This window comes from Streptomyces sp. NPDC051109, from assembly GCF_044455885.1.
Classification (GTDB): domain Bacteria; phylum Actinomycetota; class Actinomycetes; order Streptomycetales; family Streptomycetaceae; genus Streptomyces.
Genome location: NZ_JBITFF010000007.1, coordinates 235,276 through 249,270 on the forward strand (window position 1 = coordinate 235,276; position 13,995 = coordinate 249,270).

The 13,995-nt window shown below is 72.5% G+C and carries 17 protein-coding genes; 5 read left to right on the forward strand and 12 right to left on the reverse strand.

Going from position 1 to position 13,995, the window contains the following annotated elements; genetic code table 11:
• Nucleotides 1-5: 5 nt before the first annotated feature.
• The 3 genes from ACIBAD_RS16120 to ACIBAD_RS16130 form a co-directional block, all read right to left on the reverse strand.
• Nucleotides 6-1,502 carry a hypothetical protein gene (locus tag ACIBAD_RS16120; protein ID WP_398907210.1) on the reverse strand — a complete coding sequence of 499 codons (1,497 nt, stop codon included), beginning with the start codon at nt 1,500-1,502 and terminating at the stop codon, nt 6-8.
• A 46-nt stretch (nt 1,503-1,548) separates the two neighbouring features.
• Nucleotides 1,549-3,066, reverse strand: coding sequence for a peptidoglycan DD-metalloendopeptidase family protein (locus tag ACIBAD_RS16125; protein WP_398907212.1), 1,518 nt, complete (start codon nt 3,064-3,066; stop codon nt 1,549-1,551).
• A 136-nt stretch (nt 3,067-3,202) separates the two neighbouring features.
• Nucleotides 3,203-3,865, reverse strand: coding sequence for a TetR/AcrR family transcriptional regulator (locus ACIBAD_RS16130; RefSeq protein ID WP_134069362.1), 663 nt, complete (start codon nt 3,863-3,865; stop codon nt 3,203-3,205).
• A gap of 190 nt (nt 3,866-4,055) precedes the next feature.
• On the opposite strand from ACIBAD_RS16130, the gene ACIBAD_RS16135 reads away from it, so the two are divergent.
• Nucleotides 4,056-5,087 carry a medium chain dehydrogenase/reductase family protein gene (locus tag ACIBAD_RS16135; RefSeq protein ID WP_398907214.1) on the forward strand — a complete coding sequence of 344 codons (1,032 nt, stop codon included), beginning with the start codon at nt 4,056-4,058 and terminating at the stop codon, nt 5,085-5,087.
• Entirely contained in the window at nt 5,084-5,407 is a 324-nt protein-coding gene (locus tag ACIBAD_RS16140) for a hypothetical protein (RefSeq protein WP_398907216.1), read from the forward strand. The genes ACIBAD_RS16135 and ACIBAD_RS16140 overlap by 4 nt, the downstream gene beginning before the upstream one ends.
• Nucleotides 5,408-5,600: 193 nt before the next feature.
• Here ACIBAD_RS16140 and ACIBAD_RS16145 read toward each other — a convergent pair whose 3' ends face one another.
• The 3 genes from ACIBAD_RS16145 to ACIBAD_RS16155 form a co-directional block, all read right to left on the reverse strand.
• Entirely contained in the window at nt 5,601-6,572 is a 972-nt protein-coding gene (locus ACIBAD_RS16145; protein WP_134069385.1) for an arylamine N-acetyltransferase, read from the reverse strand.
• A gap of 93 nt (nt 6,573-6,665) precedes the next feature.
• Complete coding sequence (locus ACIBAD_RS16150) at nt 6,666-7,064, reverse strand: VOC family protein (RefSeq protein WP_398907219.1); 399 nt, start codon at nt 7,062-7,064, stop codon at nt 6,666-6,668.
• A 74-nt stretch (nt 7,065-7,138) separates the two neighbouring features.
• Entirely contained in the window at nt 7,139-7,561 is a 423-nt protein-coding gene (locus ACIBAD_RS16155; protein ID WP_166682008.1) for a GNAT family N-acetyltransferase, read from the reverse strand.
• Between the two features lie 280 nt (nt 7,562-7,841).
• Between ACIBAD_RS16155 and ACIBAD_RS16160 the strand changes: the two genes are divergently transcribed.
• Together ACIBAD_RS16160 and ACIBAD_RS16165 are read left to right on the forward strand one after the other, a co-directional pair.
• Nucleotides 7,842-8,063, forward strand: coding sequence for a hypothetical protein (locus tag ACIBAD_RS16160; protein ID WP_398907221.1), 222 nt, complete (start codon nt 7,842-7,844; stop codon nt 8,061-8,063).
• A 73-nt stretch (nt 8,064-8,136) separates the two neighbouring features.
• Nucleotides 8,137-9,000 carry a helix-turn-helix domain-containing protein gene (locus ACIBAD_RS16165; protein WP_398907223.1) on the forward strand — a complete coding sequence of 288 codons (864 nt, stop codon included), beginning with the start codon at nt 8,137-8,139 and terminating at the stop codon, nt 8,998-9,000.
• On the opposite strand, the gene ACIBAD_RS16170 is transcribed toward ACIBAD_RS16165, so the two are convergent.
• Nucleotides 8,987-9,547, reverse strand: a complete 561-nt coding sequence (locus ACIBAD_RS16170; RefSeq protein ID WP_134069391.1) for a hypothetical protein — start codon at nt 9,545-9,547, stop codon at nt 8,987-8,989. The genes ACIBAD_RS16165 and ACIBAD_RS16170 overlap by 14 nt on opposite strands.
• Nucleotides 9,548-9,830: 283 nt before the next feature.
• On the opposite strand from ACIBAD_RS16170, the gene ACIBAD_RS16175 reads away from it, so the two are divergent.
• Complete coding sequence (locus ACIBAD_RS16175) at nt 9,831-10,445, forward strand: hypothetical protein (protein ID WP_398907226.1); 615 nt, start codon at nt 9,831-9,833, stop codon at nt 10,443-10,445.
• 58 nt (nt 10,446-10,503) lie between these two features.
• Here ACIBAD_RS16175 and ACIBAD_RS16180 read toward each other — a convergent pair whose 3' ends face one another.
• The 5 genes from ACIBAD_RS16180 to ACIBAD_RS16200 all read right to left on the reverse strand — a co-directional run bounded on the left by ACIBAD_RS16180 (nt 10,504) and on the right by ACIBAD_RS16200 (nt 13,909).
• The gene (locus ACIBAD_RS16180) at nt 10,504-10,995 is read right to left on the reverse strand and encodes a flavin reductase family protein (protein WP_398907228.1); all 492 of its coding nucleotides are present in this window, start codon (nt 10,993-10,995) and stop codon (nt 10,504-10,506) included.
• 179 nt (nt 10,996-11,174) lie between these two features.
• The gene (locus ACIBAD_RS16185) at nt 11,175-11,372 is read right to left on the reverse strand and encodes a CsbD family protein (RefSeq protein ID WP_134069395.1); all 198 of its coding nucleotides are present in this window, start codon (nt 11,370-11,372) and stop codon (nt 11,175-11,177) included.
• A 228-nt stretch (nt 11,373-11,600) separates the two neighbouring features.
• Nucleotides 11,601-11,924, reverse strand: coding sequence for a plasmid stabilization protein (locus ACIBAD_RS16190; RefSeq protein ID WP_398907230.1), 324 nt, complete (start codon nt 11,922-11,924; stop codon nt 11,601-11,603).
• A gap of 144 nt (nt 11,925-12,068) precedes the next feature.
• Nucleotides 12,069-12,494 (reverse strand): subtilase-type protease inhibitor, encoded by a 426-nt coding sequence (locus tag ACIBAD_RS16195; protein WP_398907232.1) that lies wholly within the window; start codon nt 12,492-12,494, stop codon nt 12,069-12,071.
• A gap of 410 nt (nt 12,495-12,904) precedes the next feature.
• Nucleotides 12,905-13,909, reverse strand: a complete 1,005-nt coding sequence (locus ACIBAD_RS16200) for a HEAT repeat domain-containing protein (protein WP_134069400.1) — start codon at nt 13,907-13,909, stop codon at nt 12,905-12,907.
• Nucleotides 13,910-13,995: the final 86 nt, after the last annotated feature.

The following is a 13,995-nucleotide window of genomic DNA, read 5'->3' on the forward strand; positions in this document are numbered from 1 at the left end:
CCCTGTCAGCTGACGCCGGGCCCGGCGGAGTTGCCGACCCACGTCCACTCGGACCAGGTGGAGGATCCGGTCTGCCACTTGTGGAACACGCCGGACCCACTCGTACCGAACACCTCGATGCGGCCGTCGGCATTGGTCGTGGCGGTGATCTCGGTTCCGCCGCCGCCGAACTCGGCCCACTGGCTGTACGGGGCGTTGACTGCGGTCTGCCAGGCCTGCTTGGCCACGCTGTTGTTGACGGCGAAGACCTCGACCCGGCCGTCGGGCGCGCGTTCGCTGGTGAGCTGCGAGTCGGCGGGCCCTCCGGCCGGCTCCCACTCCGACCAACCGCTGTGATCGGTCTGGTACTTGTGGAAGACGCCGACGGGTCCGGAGGCGAAGACCTCCAGGCGGCCGTCCTGGTTGTGGTCCACGGTCAGGTCGCGGCCGCCGCCGCCGAAGTCCTCCCAGGCCGACCAGCCGCCGCTGACCGCCGTCTGGTACAGGTGCTGGAACGTGTCGCCGTTCAAGGCGAAGACCTCCAGACGTCCGTCCAGGGACTTCTCCATCTCGATCCGGCTGTTGGCCGGACCGCCGCCGGCGGGCTCCCACTCCGACCAGCCGCCGTTCGGCGCGCTCTGGTACCTGTGGAACACCCCGACCGGACCGGAGGCGAACACCTCCAGACGCCCGTCACCGTTCGCGCCGACCGCGATGTCCTTGCCGCCCCCGCCGAAGGACTCCCAGCCGGACCAGCCGCCCGAGGGCTGGAGCTGGTAGCGGTGGTAGAAGGTGTCCTTGTTGATGGCGAACAACTCCAGCCGGCCGTCGGCGTCGGGGCCGATGGCCAGCTCCGCGCCGCCCGGGCCGCCCAGCGCCTCCCAATCGGACCACGCGCCGTTGACCGTGTTCTGCCAGGCATGGTGGATGCCGTCGGCCCCGGCCGCGAAGACCTCCAGCCGGCCGTCCGCCGACCGGGCCGAGACCACCCGGCCCGACTCGGCCGGATACGTCAGCGGGCCCGGTCCGGGTTCGTGGTGACCGAGCCGGTCCACGGCGGCCCGTGCCTCGTCCATGTGCCGCCAGTGCACGCCGGCGTTGTACGTGGACCAGGGCTCCCAGTTCGTACCCCCGGCGGAGATCTTGAAGGCTGCGTTCGCGTTGCACCGGGCGTCGTAGGCGCAGGCGTCGTCGACCTCGGGGTGCCAGTAGTCGTTGATCTGCCAGAGGCCGCGGTCCCTGGACGGGGGCGTGTTGTTCTGGACGTTGGTCGCCGACGGGTTGCAGCTGGACTCCGCGAGTGCGACGGCGACGGCGGTCACCAGGCCGTCGCCGCGGAAACCCGCGTCGTAGCCGGTCTGCGCGCACAAGTCGCTCGACGCGGCGGCTGCGGGCGAGGCCCCGGCGACCGGTCCCGCCGCTCCGAGCAGGACGGCCAGCACGGGTGCGGCCAGGCGGCGGGCGGCGCGGCGGCGCGGTGACGGCTTCGTACCGGCGGGTAAGGAGCGCTGGGTTCCGGACAACTGCTTCCCCCTTCGGGCGTGCTGGATGCAGGGCGGTGAGGTCGGGTCAGTTGACGGCGGGACCGGCGGTACCGGTCACCCACGCCCACTCCGACCAGGTCGCGAATCCGGTCTGCCACTTGTGGAAGACGCCGGCGCCGCTCGTGCCGAAGACCTCGATGCGCCCGTCGGCGTTGGCGGCGGCGGTGACCTCGGTCCCGCCGCCGCCGAACGGGGCCCACTGGCTGTACGGGGCGTTGAGGCCCGTCTGCCAGGTCTGCATGGCCACGCTGTTGTTGACGGCGAAGACCTCGACGCGGCCGTCAGCGGTGCGTTCGCTCGTCAGCTGCGCGTCGGCGGGCCCCCCGGACGGCTCCCACTCGGACCAACTGGTGGGGCTGGTCTGGTACTTGTGGAAGACTCCCACGGGACCGGAGGCGAAGACCTCCAGCCGCCCGTCGGCGTTGTGGTCGACGGTGAGGTCGCGACCGCCGCCGCCGAAGTTCTCCCAGGGGGACCAGCCGCCGTTGACGGCGGTCTGGTACTGGTGCTGGAAGGTGTCCCCGTTGATCGCGAACACCTCCAGCCGACCGTCAGGGGACTTCTCCATCTCGATCCGGCCCTGCGCCGGACCGCCGCCGGCCGGCTCCCACTCGGACCAGCCGCCGCCGGGCGCGTTCTGGTACCGGTGGAAGATCCCTGCCGGACCCGAGGCGAACACCTCGATCCGGCCGTCGGCGTTCGTACCGGCGGCGACGTCCCGGCCGCCACCTCCGAACGTCTCCCAGCCCGACCATCCGGCGGAGGGCGCGGTCTGGTAGCGGTGCTGGAAGGTGGTGCCGTTGAGGGCGAGCAGTTCGAGTCGGCCGTCCGCGTTGGGAGCGAGGGCCAGTTCGGCGTTGCCGGGGCCGCCGAGGGCTTCCCAGGCGGACCAGCCGCCGTTGACGGCGGTCTGCCAGGCGTGGTGGACGCCGTCGGCCCCCGCCGCGAAGACCTCCAGCCGGCCGTCCGCCGCCCGGGCCGACACCACCCGGCCCGACTCCACCGGATGCACCACCGGAGCAGGCCCGGGTCCGGGGCCCCGTCCCGGCACGCAGGGGAAGGTCACCCCGCGTTCCGCGAGGTACGGCTCGGGGTCGGTGCGGACGCTCGCGTTCGGGTCGCCCCAGATACGCAGGTGGAGGTGGGGCCCCTCGGACTGGCCCTCGCTGCCCACGAGCGCGATCTGCTGTCCGGCCGTGACGTGGTCACCGGTGGCGACGTCCCGCCGCTGCATGTGCCCGTACTCGGATATCGTCCCGTCGCCGTGCAAGATGCGGATCCACTGGCCGTAGCCGTCTGCGGGTCCCGAGATGAGCACCTCTCCGTCGCCCACGGCATAGATCGGGGTGCCGTAGTCGCTCGCGATGTCTATGCCGTTGTGCTCTTGGCTGTAGTGCTGGATTATCCAACCGGAATTCGGGCACGAGGCGGCGAAGCCGGCGGTCCGGGCGGCAGCCGCGGACGGGGCCACCAGCGGCGGCAGTACGGCGGCGGCCGCCGCCAGGACCAGCCCCGACGCGCGTCGCGAAAGACCGAGAACCACGTGACGTTCCTCCCCCTGGGTCGTCGAGCCGGGACGTACGGGAACGTAGCAACGGCCCGCGACCGGGGGATCCGGAACATTCCGGAATGACAGCCGCGCGCGTCTCGGGTAGGGCCGGGAGGCCCCCGGCCCGCGCTCAGCCTGCGGTCAGCGCGTCCACCTCCGCCTGGTAGAGGCGGGCGGGGTCCAGGCCCATGCCCGTGAAATGGCCCGCCAGTTCCAGGGAGAGCACGCCGTGCAGGCGGCTCCAGAAGGCCAAGGCCAGGCGCAGGGCGGACGGCGGGGCGTCGGGGTGGCCGCCGGCCCACTCCCTGTGGCCGGCCAGGTGCTGCTCGAAGTCCCCGGCCCCCTCCCCCTGTTCGGCGGCCACGCAGGCGTCGAGCAGGACGGACATCATCTCGGCGGTGATCGCGGTGGTGTCGTGCGGCGCGTGGTAGCCGGGTACCGGGGTGCCGTAGACGAGGAAGTAGCGGTGCGGGTCCTCCAGGGCCCAGCGGCGCAGCACCCGCGCCAGTGCGGCGAGGCCGGGCCGGGCCGCTCCCCCGTCAGCAGAGGCGGCGAAGGCATCGGCGAGGCTGCGGTACGCGTCCCGGATGAGCTCGGTGATCAGTTCGTCGCGGTTGGCGAAGTACCGGTACAGCGCCGGTCCGCTCATGCCCATCTGCTTGGCGATGGCGTTGAGGGACAGCGCGGAGGCACCGGAGCCGGCGATCTGCTGCCAGGCCTTCTCCTTGACCTCCTCGCGCACCTGCTGCCGGTACCGCTCGCGAGGGGTCTCCGTACGTCCGGTCGTGCCCATGCCCGCCGCCTCTCGTCATCCGCCACACCACTGGCGAGTTAGAAGCTATCACCAACGGCAAGTCCCCTCACGGTCGGACGAACGGCTCGCTTGACATCTGCGATACGCCCGCTCATTCTAGTTATAGCTCCTAACTAACAAGAGAAGCTCAAACACCAAACCGGGACAGCAAACCCCTCTGGAGGTCATCGTGGACACCGTCGAGCGCGTGGAGATCGTTCTGCCGGGCAAGGTCGAGCCCGAGGGCCTTGAGCTGCACCGGGGGCCGGTCCCGGCGCCCGCGGCCGGACAGGTGGTCGTCGCCATGGAGGCGACGGGAGTCTCCTTCGCAGAGCAGCAGATGCGCCGTGGCCGGTACTACGACCAGCCCCCGTTCCCCTTCGTCCCCGGATACGACCTGGTCGGCACGGTGCTGGCCGTGGGCGAGGGCGTCGGCTCCGGCCTGCTCGGCCGGCGGGTGGCCGCCCTGACGAAGACCGGAGGCTGGACGAGCCACATCGCGCTCGACGCGGCCGACGTGGTGGAGGTACCGGACGGCGTCAGCGCGGTGGACGCCGAGACGGCGGTCGTCAACGGCATCACCGCCTGGCAGATGCTCCACCGCAAGGCCCGCGTGCGCGCCGGACAGACCGTCCTGGTCCACGGCGCCAACGGCGGCGTCGGCTCGATCCTGGTCCAGCTGGCGCTCGCCGCGGGGGCGACCGTGATCGGCACCGCCTCCACCCGCCACCACGACGGACTGCGCGCACTCGGGGTGGTCCCCGTCGACTACCGCTCGGGCAACGTCTCCGCACGGGTACGGGCCCTCGTGCCCGGCGGGGTGGACGCGGTCTTCGACCACGTCGGCGGCGAGGGCATCGTCGATTCCTGGCGCCTGCTGGCCCCCGGCGGCACCCTCGTCTCGTACGGCACCGCCGCCACCCGCGACGACCAGGGCTCCGGCTCGTGGCCGGTGCTCAAGCTGCTGGGCCGGGTGTGGGTGTGGAACGCGCTCCCCAACGGCCGCCGCGCGTACTTCTTCAACGTGTGGGCCGGTCGCGCGCACGCCAAGAACCGCTTCCGGGCGCGGCTGCGCTCCGACCTGACCCAGGTGTTCACGGCCCTGCAGCGCGGTGAGATCACGGCCAAGGTCGCCGCCGAGATCCCGCTGGCCCGTGCCGCCGAGGCGATGCGCCTGGCCGAGTCGGGCACGGTCGCCGGAAAGGTGGTCCTGGTCCCGTGATCCGGCGTCCCGCCGCGGACCGCACCAGGCGCGGGCCCGGCGCGCTGCGGTCCGGGTCCGTGTTCCACTGGTCCGTCCAGGGCCTCGCCGACACCCACTCCACCGTCGAGCAGGTTGTGCCGCGACGCCGCACCGCCCGGGGCGGACCGGCGCCGTGCGGGCCGCTCGCGAGCGGTCAGGTGGAGCGGTGGGCCGCCTCGCTCGCCAAGGTGGCGGGTTCTGCGGCCCACTCGGGGGCGAGGGTCCCGCCGATCGCACGGCCGGGATCCGGCTCGGCGCCGGTGCCCTCGGCCTTCGCCCCTCACCCGCGCCGGCCCTGAGCGATCCCGCAGCGGCGCAGAAGGAGTTCGCCGCCCTCCGCGACGGGCGCAGTCCCTCATGACCGGCTCGGCCGCCACTCGGACGCCCGACGCGTCGCCACGACACATGCGGTGGGCCGGCAAGCCCCGCCGCGCCGGCTTCACTCGGCCACGGACCCCCCGCCCCCCGGCCCGGTGGGCCGGGGGGCGGGGCTCAGCTGACCGGCGCCGTCCTGCGGCGTCCGGCGCGGTGCGCCCGCAGCTGCTGGAGCGGCAGCGTCGACGGTTGCACGGTCGTCGGGTACATGGCGACGGCCTGCCGGGCCACGTACACGCGGGCGATGAGCTCGTCGCGGTCGGACTCCGGCACCTCCATGCCGAACAGGTCGCGCAGCAGGCCCGGGATCTCCTCCGGGGTGTAGGTCTGCGCGGTGGCCGTGCCGTCGGGCCGGGTCCGGGTGAGGACGCTGCCGTCCAGGAAGACGTGCTCCTGCTCGCGCATCTGCTGGACGAGGAGCCGGCCCGCGAAGGGCGAACGCGCATGCGTGGACAGGAAGTGGTTGGCCACGATCCAGTCCTGCGGATACCGCTGGTCGAGGGTGAAGGCGTGCAGGTCGTACCAGCCGTCGGCGCCCCGCGTCCGCATCGCGTACAGCCGGTCGCCGGTCTCGGTGGTCGAACCCTCCAGCCGGAAGCCCCAGCCGTTGAACGAGGTCTCCGCGCCGTCCGCCAGCTCGATGGGCTCGATGGGGTTGCGGCCGAAACCGGGGTCGCACACCCACACCTTGCCGGTCTCCGGGGTCTCGGCCGTCTCCACGCGCAGCATGGCGTGCGTGGCCGCCCGGACCACTCCCTCGGAACCGATGCGGACCCGCGAGGCGAGTCCGGTCACCCGGAATCCGACGCGTTCCAGCACCGCCGCGAGCAGCACGGTGTGCTCGTAGCAGTAGCCGCCGCGGCGTCCGTGGACCAGCTTGTCCTGGAGGTCCTGCAGTTCGAGGGAGATCGGCCGGCCGAGCACGATCTCGACGGTCTCGAAGGGTATCGAGGTGATGTGCGCACGCGTCAGCGCCCGCAGAACGTCGAGGGTGGGCGCGAGCTCTCCGTCATAGCCGGTACGCCGGAGGTACGCATCCAGGTCGAGGCTGCCGCCCTGCCAGGCCGTGGCATCGTCGTTCGTCGTCATGGCAGACATGGTGCATACAAAACCGGTCATGGCCGGAGAGCACGGGGAAGAGAACGTCACGTCGCGGGATCTCCGGGGAACCCCGCGGTCGTATCAGGGCCAGGTGCGGGAGCAGAGCACCAGGCGGTAGCCGTCCGGGTCGGCGACGGTGACCCCGTGCACGTCCCAGTAGGGGTTGTGCGCGGCGACGCGCGTGCCGCCGTGCTCGACGAGCCGGCGGACGAACTCCTCGTCGAGCGGGCCGCCCAGGTAGACGACGAACAGGTCGTCCACGGTGGGGGTGGGCACCATCGGGTTCTCGGGGTCGTGGGTGAGCTCGAAGTGCCATCCGCCCGCGGCCGGCCCGACCATGAGCAGATCGTGCTCGCCGGGCACGTGCTGGGTACTGCGCCATTGCACTTCCAGGCCGAGCCCGTCGACGTAGAACCGCTCGGCGGCCTTCAGGTCGAGGGAGGGGCGGGCGACGCGGACATGGGTATGTGAATCGATCATGGGGCAGAGGGTACGGGCGCACGTGTGCCCGGGCCAGAGGGCCCGGGCAGGGTCTGGCAGGTCGGCGGCCGCGGTCAGCGCAGGTTCATGGAGACGTGGTGGGCGTCGATCCGGAAGCCGTTGCGCAGGTAGGTCCGGTGCGCGGCGTGGCGCTGGTGGCCCGTGTCGAGGTGGAACTCCTCACACCCCTCGTCCGTTGCGATGACCTTCAGGGCGGCGAGCATCCGGCTGCCGAGGCCGCGGCCGCGGACGGCCTCGTCGGCCACGAGGTCGTCGAGGTAGAGGGTGCGGCCCGAGATCATCGTGTGCATGACGCGGAAGCCCGCGACGACGCACACCTCGCCGTCCTCCTCCAGGTAGACGATCCGGTAGCCCTCCGCGGTCTGCATCCGCCAGCGGTCGGCGAACCCGTCCTCGTCCAAGTGGGGCCGCAGCTGCGAGAAGACGGGCCAGCAGCGGCGTACGGCGCTCTCGTCCTCGGCAAAGATCACATCCATGGCTGAAGGGTCGCACGCCGCGGTCGACTCGCCGCCTCCAGGGGCCTGTTCCGACCCGTTTGCCGTCAGGTCCCGTGTGCCGGCGCGGAGGAGGGCCGGGCCCGGAGGGACCGCCGGGACGGGATCAGCGGCCGGTGGTGCCCCCGTGCAGTGCGTGGCTGTCGGCGGTGCCGTCGTCGGACGCGTACACGGGCTCGTCCTCGTAACCGGCTCCCGTCCAGGTGGCGTTCCGCGATCCCGGTGATCCCGGTGATCCCGGCGATCGCCTCGGAGCCGAGGCATGTCGGACGACACGTCGTACACCGCTCGCGCACGGCCGTCCGTACGGGCGGACGGGCTCGGCGGCGTGATCGAGCCCTTCCTGGGACGCCGGGCATGGAGCGGCGGACGGCGGGGCACCGATGCCCGCGTGCACCTTGCAGACGAGACGGACCCCTTCACCACCCGGTCGCCGCGGTCGACCGGACCCCGCCGTACGGCCCCGGGACCGAAGGAGGCGTGACGTGCCGACCGGCTCGCCTCCCCCGTCCCGGACCCTCGCCAGGGACGCCTGCCCTCACGGAACGTGGGAAGTGGTGCGGTGCCTGCCCCATCCGCGGCTGCGGCCGGGTGTGCGCGGATACCGGGGCTACCGCATGGACCTCGGGTACGGGCGCCGGCGTCTGGAGGTGCCGGATGCCTGCGTCTCGCTGGTCTTCAACCTCGCCGACCCGGTGTGGGTGACGCTCGGTACGCAGCGTGACGCGACAGCCCGCCCCTACACTGCGCTGCTCTCCGGCCTCCAGACCCGGCCCACGCTCGGTGAACACGCGGGCCGGGTGGAGGGCGTGGAGGTGCTCCTCGCACCGTGGGCGGCGTTCGGGCTCCTCGGCCAGCCCATGGTCGACCTGGCCGACCGGATGGCCGAGCCCGTCGAACTCCTCGGCAGGCGGGCCGATCTGCTGGCCGAGGCCCTGTACCACGCGGTCGGGTGGGAGCCGCGCTTCGCCTTGCTGGACGAGACGCTCCGCACCTGGACCGATGCGACCGGTACGCGTGCCGCCGAACCGCTGCGCCGTGCGTGGGGGGAGTTGGTCCGCAGCGGTGGCAGCCTCCCGGTCGGGGAGCTGGCGGTACGCACCGGCCGCGGCAGGCGGCGGCTGGAGTACCTCTTCCGGGAGCAGATCGGTCTGACGCCGAAGACCGCGGCGCGCGTGCTGCGCTTCCAGCGCGCCCTGTGGCTGGTCAACCACGGCGGCCGCCCGCTCGCCGACGTGGCCGCGGCGTGCGGGTTCAGCGACCAGGCCCATATGAACCGGGAGTTCAGGGCGATGAGCGGGCGCTCGCCGCGGCGGTTCAGGTCGGAGCGCGGCGCCGACCTGCCCGGCCCGGCCGGGGTGGACCGGGTCACCGGGCAGGTCACCAGCATCGTGCTGCCCGGCGGGGTCAGTCGATCTTGATGGAGCTGACCCGGTTGTCCCAGCCGCTGCGCATCGAGTTCTCGATGTGGTTGGGGCCGGTGTTGCCGGGATACCAGTACCCGCCGCCGCCCGCGTTCTCCGCGAGGTGCGCCGTACACGCGCCGGTCCAGTAGGAGGACGTGGCGTTGTCGAAGCTGTAGGCGGAGAGGTTCTGCCAGTACCCGCGGTCGTAGAACTTCAGGTCGCGGCCGCCCTTGTCGGTGTACTGGTACAGGTCCAGCGGGGTGGAGCAGGCGGCGAGGACCTGCCGGGCGGTGGCGGTGGCGCGTAACTGCCCGGCCCGCGCCTCCTGTTCGGCGGCCGTACGGAAGCACTCGACCGCCCCGCGGCCCTGCCACACCATGCAGACCCTGGCCTCGCCCCAGTCACCGGACAGGTCCAGGGTCCGTCCCTCGAACGAGGCGTACCGGGCCGTGGCGTCCGCGGCGGGAGCGGTGGCCGCTCCGGCGGGTGCGCCGAGGAGCGCGGAGGCCGCGAGCGTTCCTGCCGCGACGACGCCGAACGTCGTCTTGCGCGTGTCGAACACGGGATGCGTCCCTTCACGAGGTGCCCCCGGCGGGTGCCGGGACGCCCCCATCCTGGAACCACCTCCGCGCCGGATTCTTGAACAAACGCGCACCCCGCTGCGGGCCGGTCACGGTGGGAGAGGCGGGTCCACTCTCGGTGACCGCCGGTTTGGGGGCCGCCAGGCTGGTCAGACGCCAAGGGCCACTCCCGTGCCCACGTGAGCGGTACGAGTCGGGGCCCGCACACCCGGCCGGGGCGGCGGGGGGCGGCGCCCGTGACGTCCAAGCGATCGGAACACTGCCATGGAAGCCCAGACCCGGAAGCCGGAAGCCCGCTCCTCCCCCGCTCCCCCTTCGCAGCGCCTCCTCACGATCTACCTGAACGACCATCTCGCGGGCGCCAGCGGTGGTGTCGCCCTGATCCGCCGCATGGCACGCAATCACCGCGGTACGCCGGCGGGGCCGCGCCTGGCCGAGCTGGCCGAACAGATCACCGAAGACCGGGAGAGCCTGCGCGAGATCATGACGGCCCTCGACGTCCCCGCCCAGTGGTCCAGGGTCGTCCTGGGCCGTCTGGCCGAGAAGGCGGGCAGGGCCAAGCTCAACGGCCGGCTGGTGAGGCGCTCCCCCCTCAGTGACGTACTCGAACTGGAAGCCATGCGGCTCGGGGTGGAGGGCAAGGCATCCGTGTGGCGGTCGCTGAGTGCCCTCGCCGGCCCCTCGAACCACCTCGATCCGGCTGCCGTCGACCGGCTCCTGGACCGGGCCCGGCGGCAGGCAGCCGTACTGGAGGAGCTACGGGTGGACGCCGCGGGCCGGACCTTCACCGCCGGCGCCGCGATCCCGGCCCGCTCCGACCGGGGCCGCGCCCGCGGCACCCCGCGCCACCCGCTGCCCCGCAGGGCCCGGTGGGCGTGACGAGGATCGTCGTCCCCGACGGCCGGGCGCCGTCGGCCGGACCGGACGGCCTGGCCGGTCAGACGGGGTGGCCGGCGTCGATCTCCTTGACGTCGTCGTACCGCAGCAGCGCGGGCGCGGTCCGCACCTGCGGGGAGGTCTCCGTGGGCGCGAGGACGAAGCCCACGTGGTCTCCTGCGTCGACCCGCTCCTCGATCCGGCCGACGAACCACGCGGGGGCGCCGGTCAGCAGGGGGCTGCCGTCGGCGCTCGGCCTCCAGTCGACCTGTTCGAACTTGTCCACCCGGTCGCCCGTCTCTCCGCCGAACAGCTCGGCCAGCGACCGCTGGCCGTGGTCCAGGACGTGCACCGCCAGGTGGGAGGCGCCGCGGGCCACGCGGAACGTGTGGTTGAGCCGGGAGAGCCACACCACGAAGCGCGGCGGTTTGATCGAACACTGCGAGGCGAAGCCCACCAGGCAGCCCGACCGCTCGCCCGCCGCAGCCACTGTGACCACGTACACGGGGCCGTCCAAGACCTCCGCGAACGCGTCGAGCTCCGTCTCGGCCACCACCGCTCCCTTGCTCTGTCGATCTTCCGATATGCCGATCTGCGCCTGATCTGCCCTCGCCGCGCCGCCGGGGCCAGGACCTGGGCCCCGCCGGGAACGGGCCGCGGCCCCGCGGCGCCGGAGCGCCGGGGGCCGCGGCCTGGCTCACCCGCGAGCCGCGAGAGGCTCGCCGGGCGGCGTCAGGTCCTGTCGCGCTTGTCGCTCAGGGAGTCCTGGATGCCGCGGGCGCGCTCTTCGGTCTCGCTCATGGCCTCCTTCGCCTTGCCCTTGGTCTGGTCCATCTTGCCCTCGGCCTTCATGCGGTCGCTGCCGGTGACCTTGCCGACGGCCTCCTTGGCCTTGCCCTTGGCCTGGTCCATCTTTCCCTTGTCAGCCATGGTGAACTCCTTGGTGTGGGAATCGAATCTCGACGGTGCCCAAACTAGGTGAAAGCGGACTCTCGCGCGCGGCGGGTGCGCCGAACGGGCGCCGGGCCGGGTACCGCACACAGGCGCGCGGCTGTCATCCACCTCCGCCAGGCCGCCTGCCCTGCCGCGCCTCGCGCATGCACCGACGGGGGATACATCACCCCGACGCGCGGAGCGGCTCGGCGGGCCGGCCGCCGGTCAGCGGCCGAGGGCCCGCTCCAGTTCGGCCTTGTCCATCTTCGAACGGCCTTCGATGCCCCGGTGCTTCGCCTCGTTGTACAGCTGCTCCTTCGTGGGGCCCTGAGAGCCGCTGTGGGAGCGCTGCCCGCCACGCTTCGACGACGACATGTCCTGCGTGGAGGAACGGCTCGCGGTCTTCGACTCCCCGGACCGGGCGCGTTCCTTGTTGACGGTGCGCGCAGCGATCTCCTTCGCACGCTTCGTGCTCTCGCCGCGCTGCTCGGCGCTCTCCTTGATGTGCTCGTACTGACGTTCACGCTTGGGACTGGAACCCCGAGGCATGGCGACCCTCCGCTCCACTCGGTTGCGATCTGTTCACGGATCCACCGGATCCGTGCAGCACCTGCCCAGCGAGGACGAGGTCATTCAGCCGGTCCGTGCCGCGATCCGCGCGATCAGGCGCTCCGGCGCCGCGTGCCGCCGGCGTCAGAACGCGTAGACCGGGTTGCCGTTCAGGCTCGCGGACATCACGCACGCGTTGGAGAAGGTGTGCTTCCACGCGACGCGCGCACCATGCCACACGCCGTCCGCGGTGACGGTGACGGGGGCGTAGTGCATCGGGCACGCCCGGTCCGGATTCGGGGCGGCCAGCAGGCGGTTGAACTCGCCGCCCGTGGCGTTCAGGGCGTCGCACGCGGCCCTGGGGGCGGGGTGCGTGCCCTCGGCGGTGTAGGCGCAGCTGAGTACGGTCGCCCGCAGGACCGTACCCGTGGCCGCGTCGTCCCCCTGGGTGATGGTGAAGACCATCGCGGAGGGGGCGTACAGGCTCTCAGGGCTCGCCTCCGCCACGCCCGTGGCACCGGCGAGGCAGAGGAGAGCGGCGGCGGAGACGGTGGCTAAGCGGTGACGCATGACCAGACTCACTTTCGATTCGAAGGTTTTTTGAGTGCTACATCTGTCATGTAGCCCTCAACTCAGGTCGAGCCTGCCAGGGATGAAGGCCTGCCGCACATCGGTGGTCGATTTACGGACAGTTCATTCGGATATCGGTTACCTGAGGGGTGTTCGCGCAGCTCCCGCCGCGTGCGCGCAGGCCCACGTCCCGCAGGGGCGCGGTGTGGTCTCCTGCGTGACGCGGCCTCCCGCACCTGCCGCCCAGGTCGCGGCCACTCCCGGTTTGCCGAACGGTCGACCAGGCTGACCGGATCGATGCGGCGACGACCCCGCACCCCGCCGGAATAAACCATTCCACAGTCGCGCAACCTCCGCAGTGCGAAAGGAGGTTCAGCCATGGACCGTGGCGGCACCGTCCGCAAGATCCGTCATCGCGCGGCGCGGAGCGTGAGGATGTACGTCGCGGTGAGCGCGACGGCAGGATCCTCGTCGTGCGACAGGCCGGTGAGTGCGCGGGTGGCGGTGGCTCCCGGAATGTCCGCGAGGGCCTGGGTCAGTCGTCGGCGTGCCGGTGAGGCGTCGGGGCCGTGCGCGAGGCGGGCGACGAGTGCGGTGGCGATCCGATCGGCCGACTCGGGGCGGCCGGCCAGCGCGCTCAGCGCGTCGGCCGCGTCGACGTCGTTCGCGCCCTCGACGATCATGTCGACGAGCGTGGGGACCGCCTCGTCCGCTCCGGCCGCTCCCAGCGCGAGGGCTGCGTGCCTGCGGACCGTGCCGTCGGGGCTCGTGAGGGCGGTTCGGAGGAGGACGATCGCCTGTTCGCCCGGAATCTCGGCGATGGACCGCACCGCCCGCTCCCGTACCTCGGCCACGGGCGAAGCCAGGCCCTGCGCCAGCGGCTCCAACGCGCCATCGCCTGATCGGGCCACGGCCCAGCGGAGGGCTCCGGCGACGTTCGTATCCGTCTCGCCGAGCGCCGCCTCGACGAGGGCCTCCGCCGGGAGCGGCCCCGCTTCGGGCGAAGCCAGCGCCGCGCGCTGGCGCTTGCCGGCGCTCTCCGAGCCCAGCGCGTGCAGGAGCGCGACGGTGTGGAGCACCTCCTCCCAGCCGGCCGGTTCCGCGGCGCCGATCCGGCGCAGTCGCGTGAGCAGGGCCGTCTCGACGGCGATGCGTTCCTGTGTCTGGCGGATGAGGTCGTCCACGAGGCCCGAGGGCCGGAACCCCGGGTCGTCCAGAGCGCGTGCGACGTCGCGCAGCGACAGGCCGAGGGAGCGCAGGCTCTCGATGTGGAAGATCCGCCGGATGTCCTCGCCGGAGTACTCCCGGTACCCGGCCCCCGTCCGTCCCGTCGGCCGCACCAGGCCCAGCGATTCGTAGTGCCTGAGCATGCGGGCACTGACCCCCGACCGCCTGGCCACCTCACCGATCAGCAACGCCTGCTCCTCCTCCCCTCCCCGCCGGCCCTGCGGGGCCGTGCCCGACCGCGATGCGTACCCGGCTCCGGCCTGCTGAAGCCCGT

Coding starts and splice junctions, on each gene's coding strand:
- ACIBAD_RS16130 (WP_134069362.1), bottom strand. CDS start 3,865: ATGGGCACGACCGGACGTACGGAGACCCCTCGCGAGCGGTACCGGCAG.
- ACIBAD_RS16145 (WP_134069385.1), bottom strand. CDS start 6,572: ATGACGACGAACGACGATGCCACGGCCTGGCAGGGCGGCAGCCTCGAC.
- ACIBAD_RS16150 (WP_398907219.1), bottom strand. CDS start 7,064: ATGATCGATTCACATACCCATGTCCGCGTCGCCCGCCCCTCCCTCGAC.
- ACIBAD_RS16155 (WP_166682008.1), bottom strand. CDS start 7,561: ATGGATGTGATCTTTGCCGAGGACGAGAGCGCCGTACGCCGCTGCTGG.
- ACIBAD_RS16160 (WP_398907221.1), top strand. CDS start 7,842: ATGTCGGACGACACGTCGTACACCGCTCGCGCACGGCCGTCCGTACGG.
- ACIBAD_RS16175 (WP_398907226.1), top strand. CDS start 9,831: ATGGAAGCCCAGACCCGGAAGCCGGAAGCCCGCTCCTCCCCCGCTCCC.
- ACIBAD_RS16185 (WP_134069395.1), bottom strand. CDS start 11,372: ATGGCTGACAAGGGAAAGATGGACCAGGCCAAGGGCAAGGCCAAGGAG.
- ACIBAD_RS16190 (WP_398907230.1), bottom strand. CDS start 11,924: ATGCCTCGGGGTTCCAGTCCCAAGCGTGAACGTCAGTACGAGCACATC.
- ACIBAD_RS16195 (WP_398907232.1), bottom strand. CDS start 12,494: ATGCGTCACCGCTTAGCCACCGTCTCCGCCGCCGCTCTCCTCTGCCTC.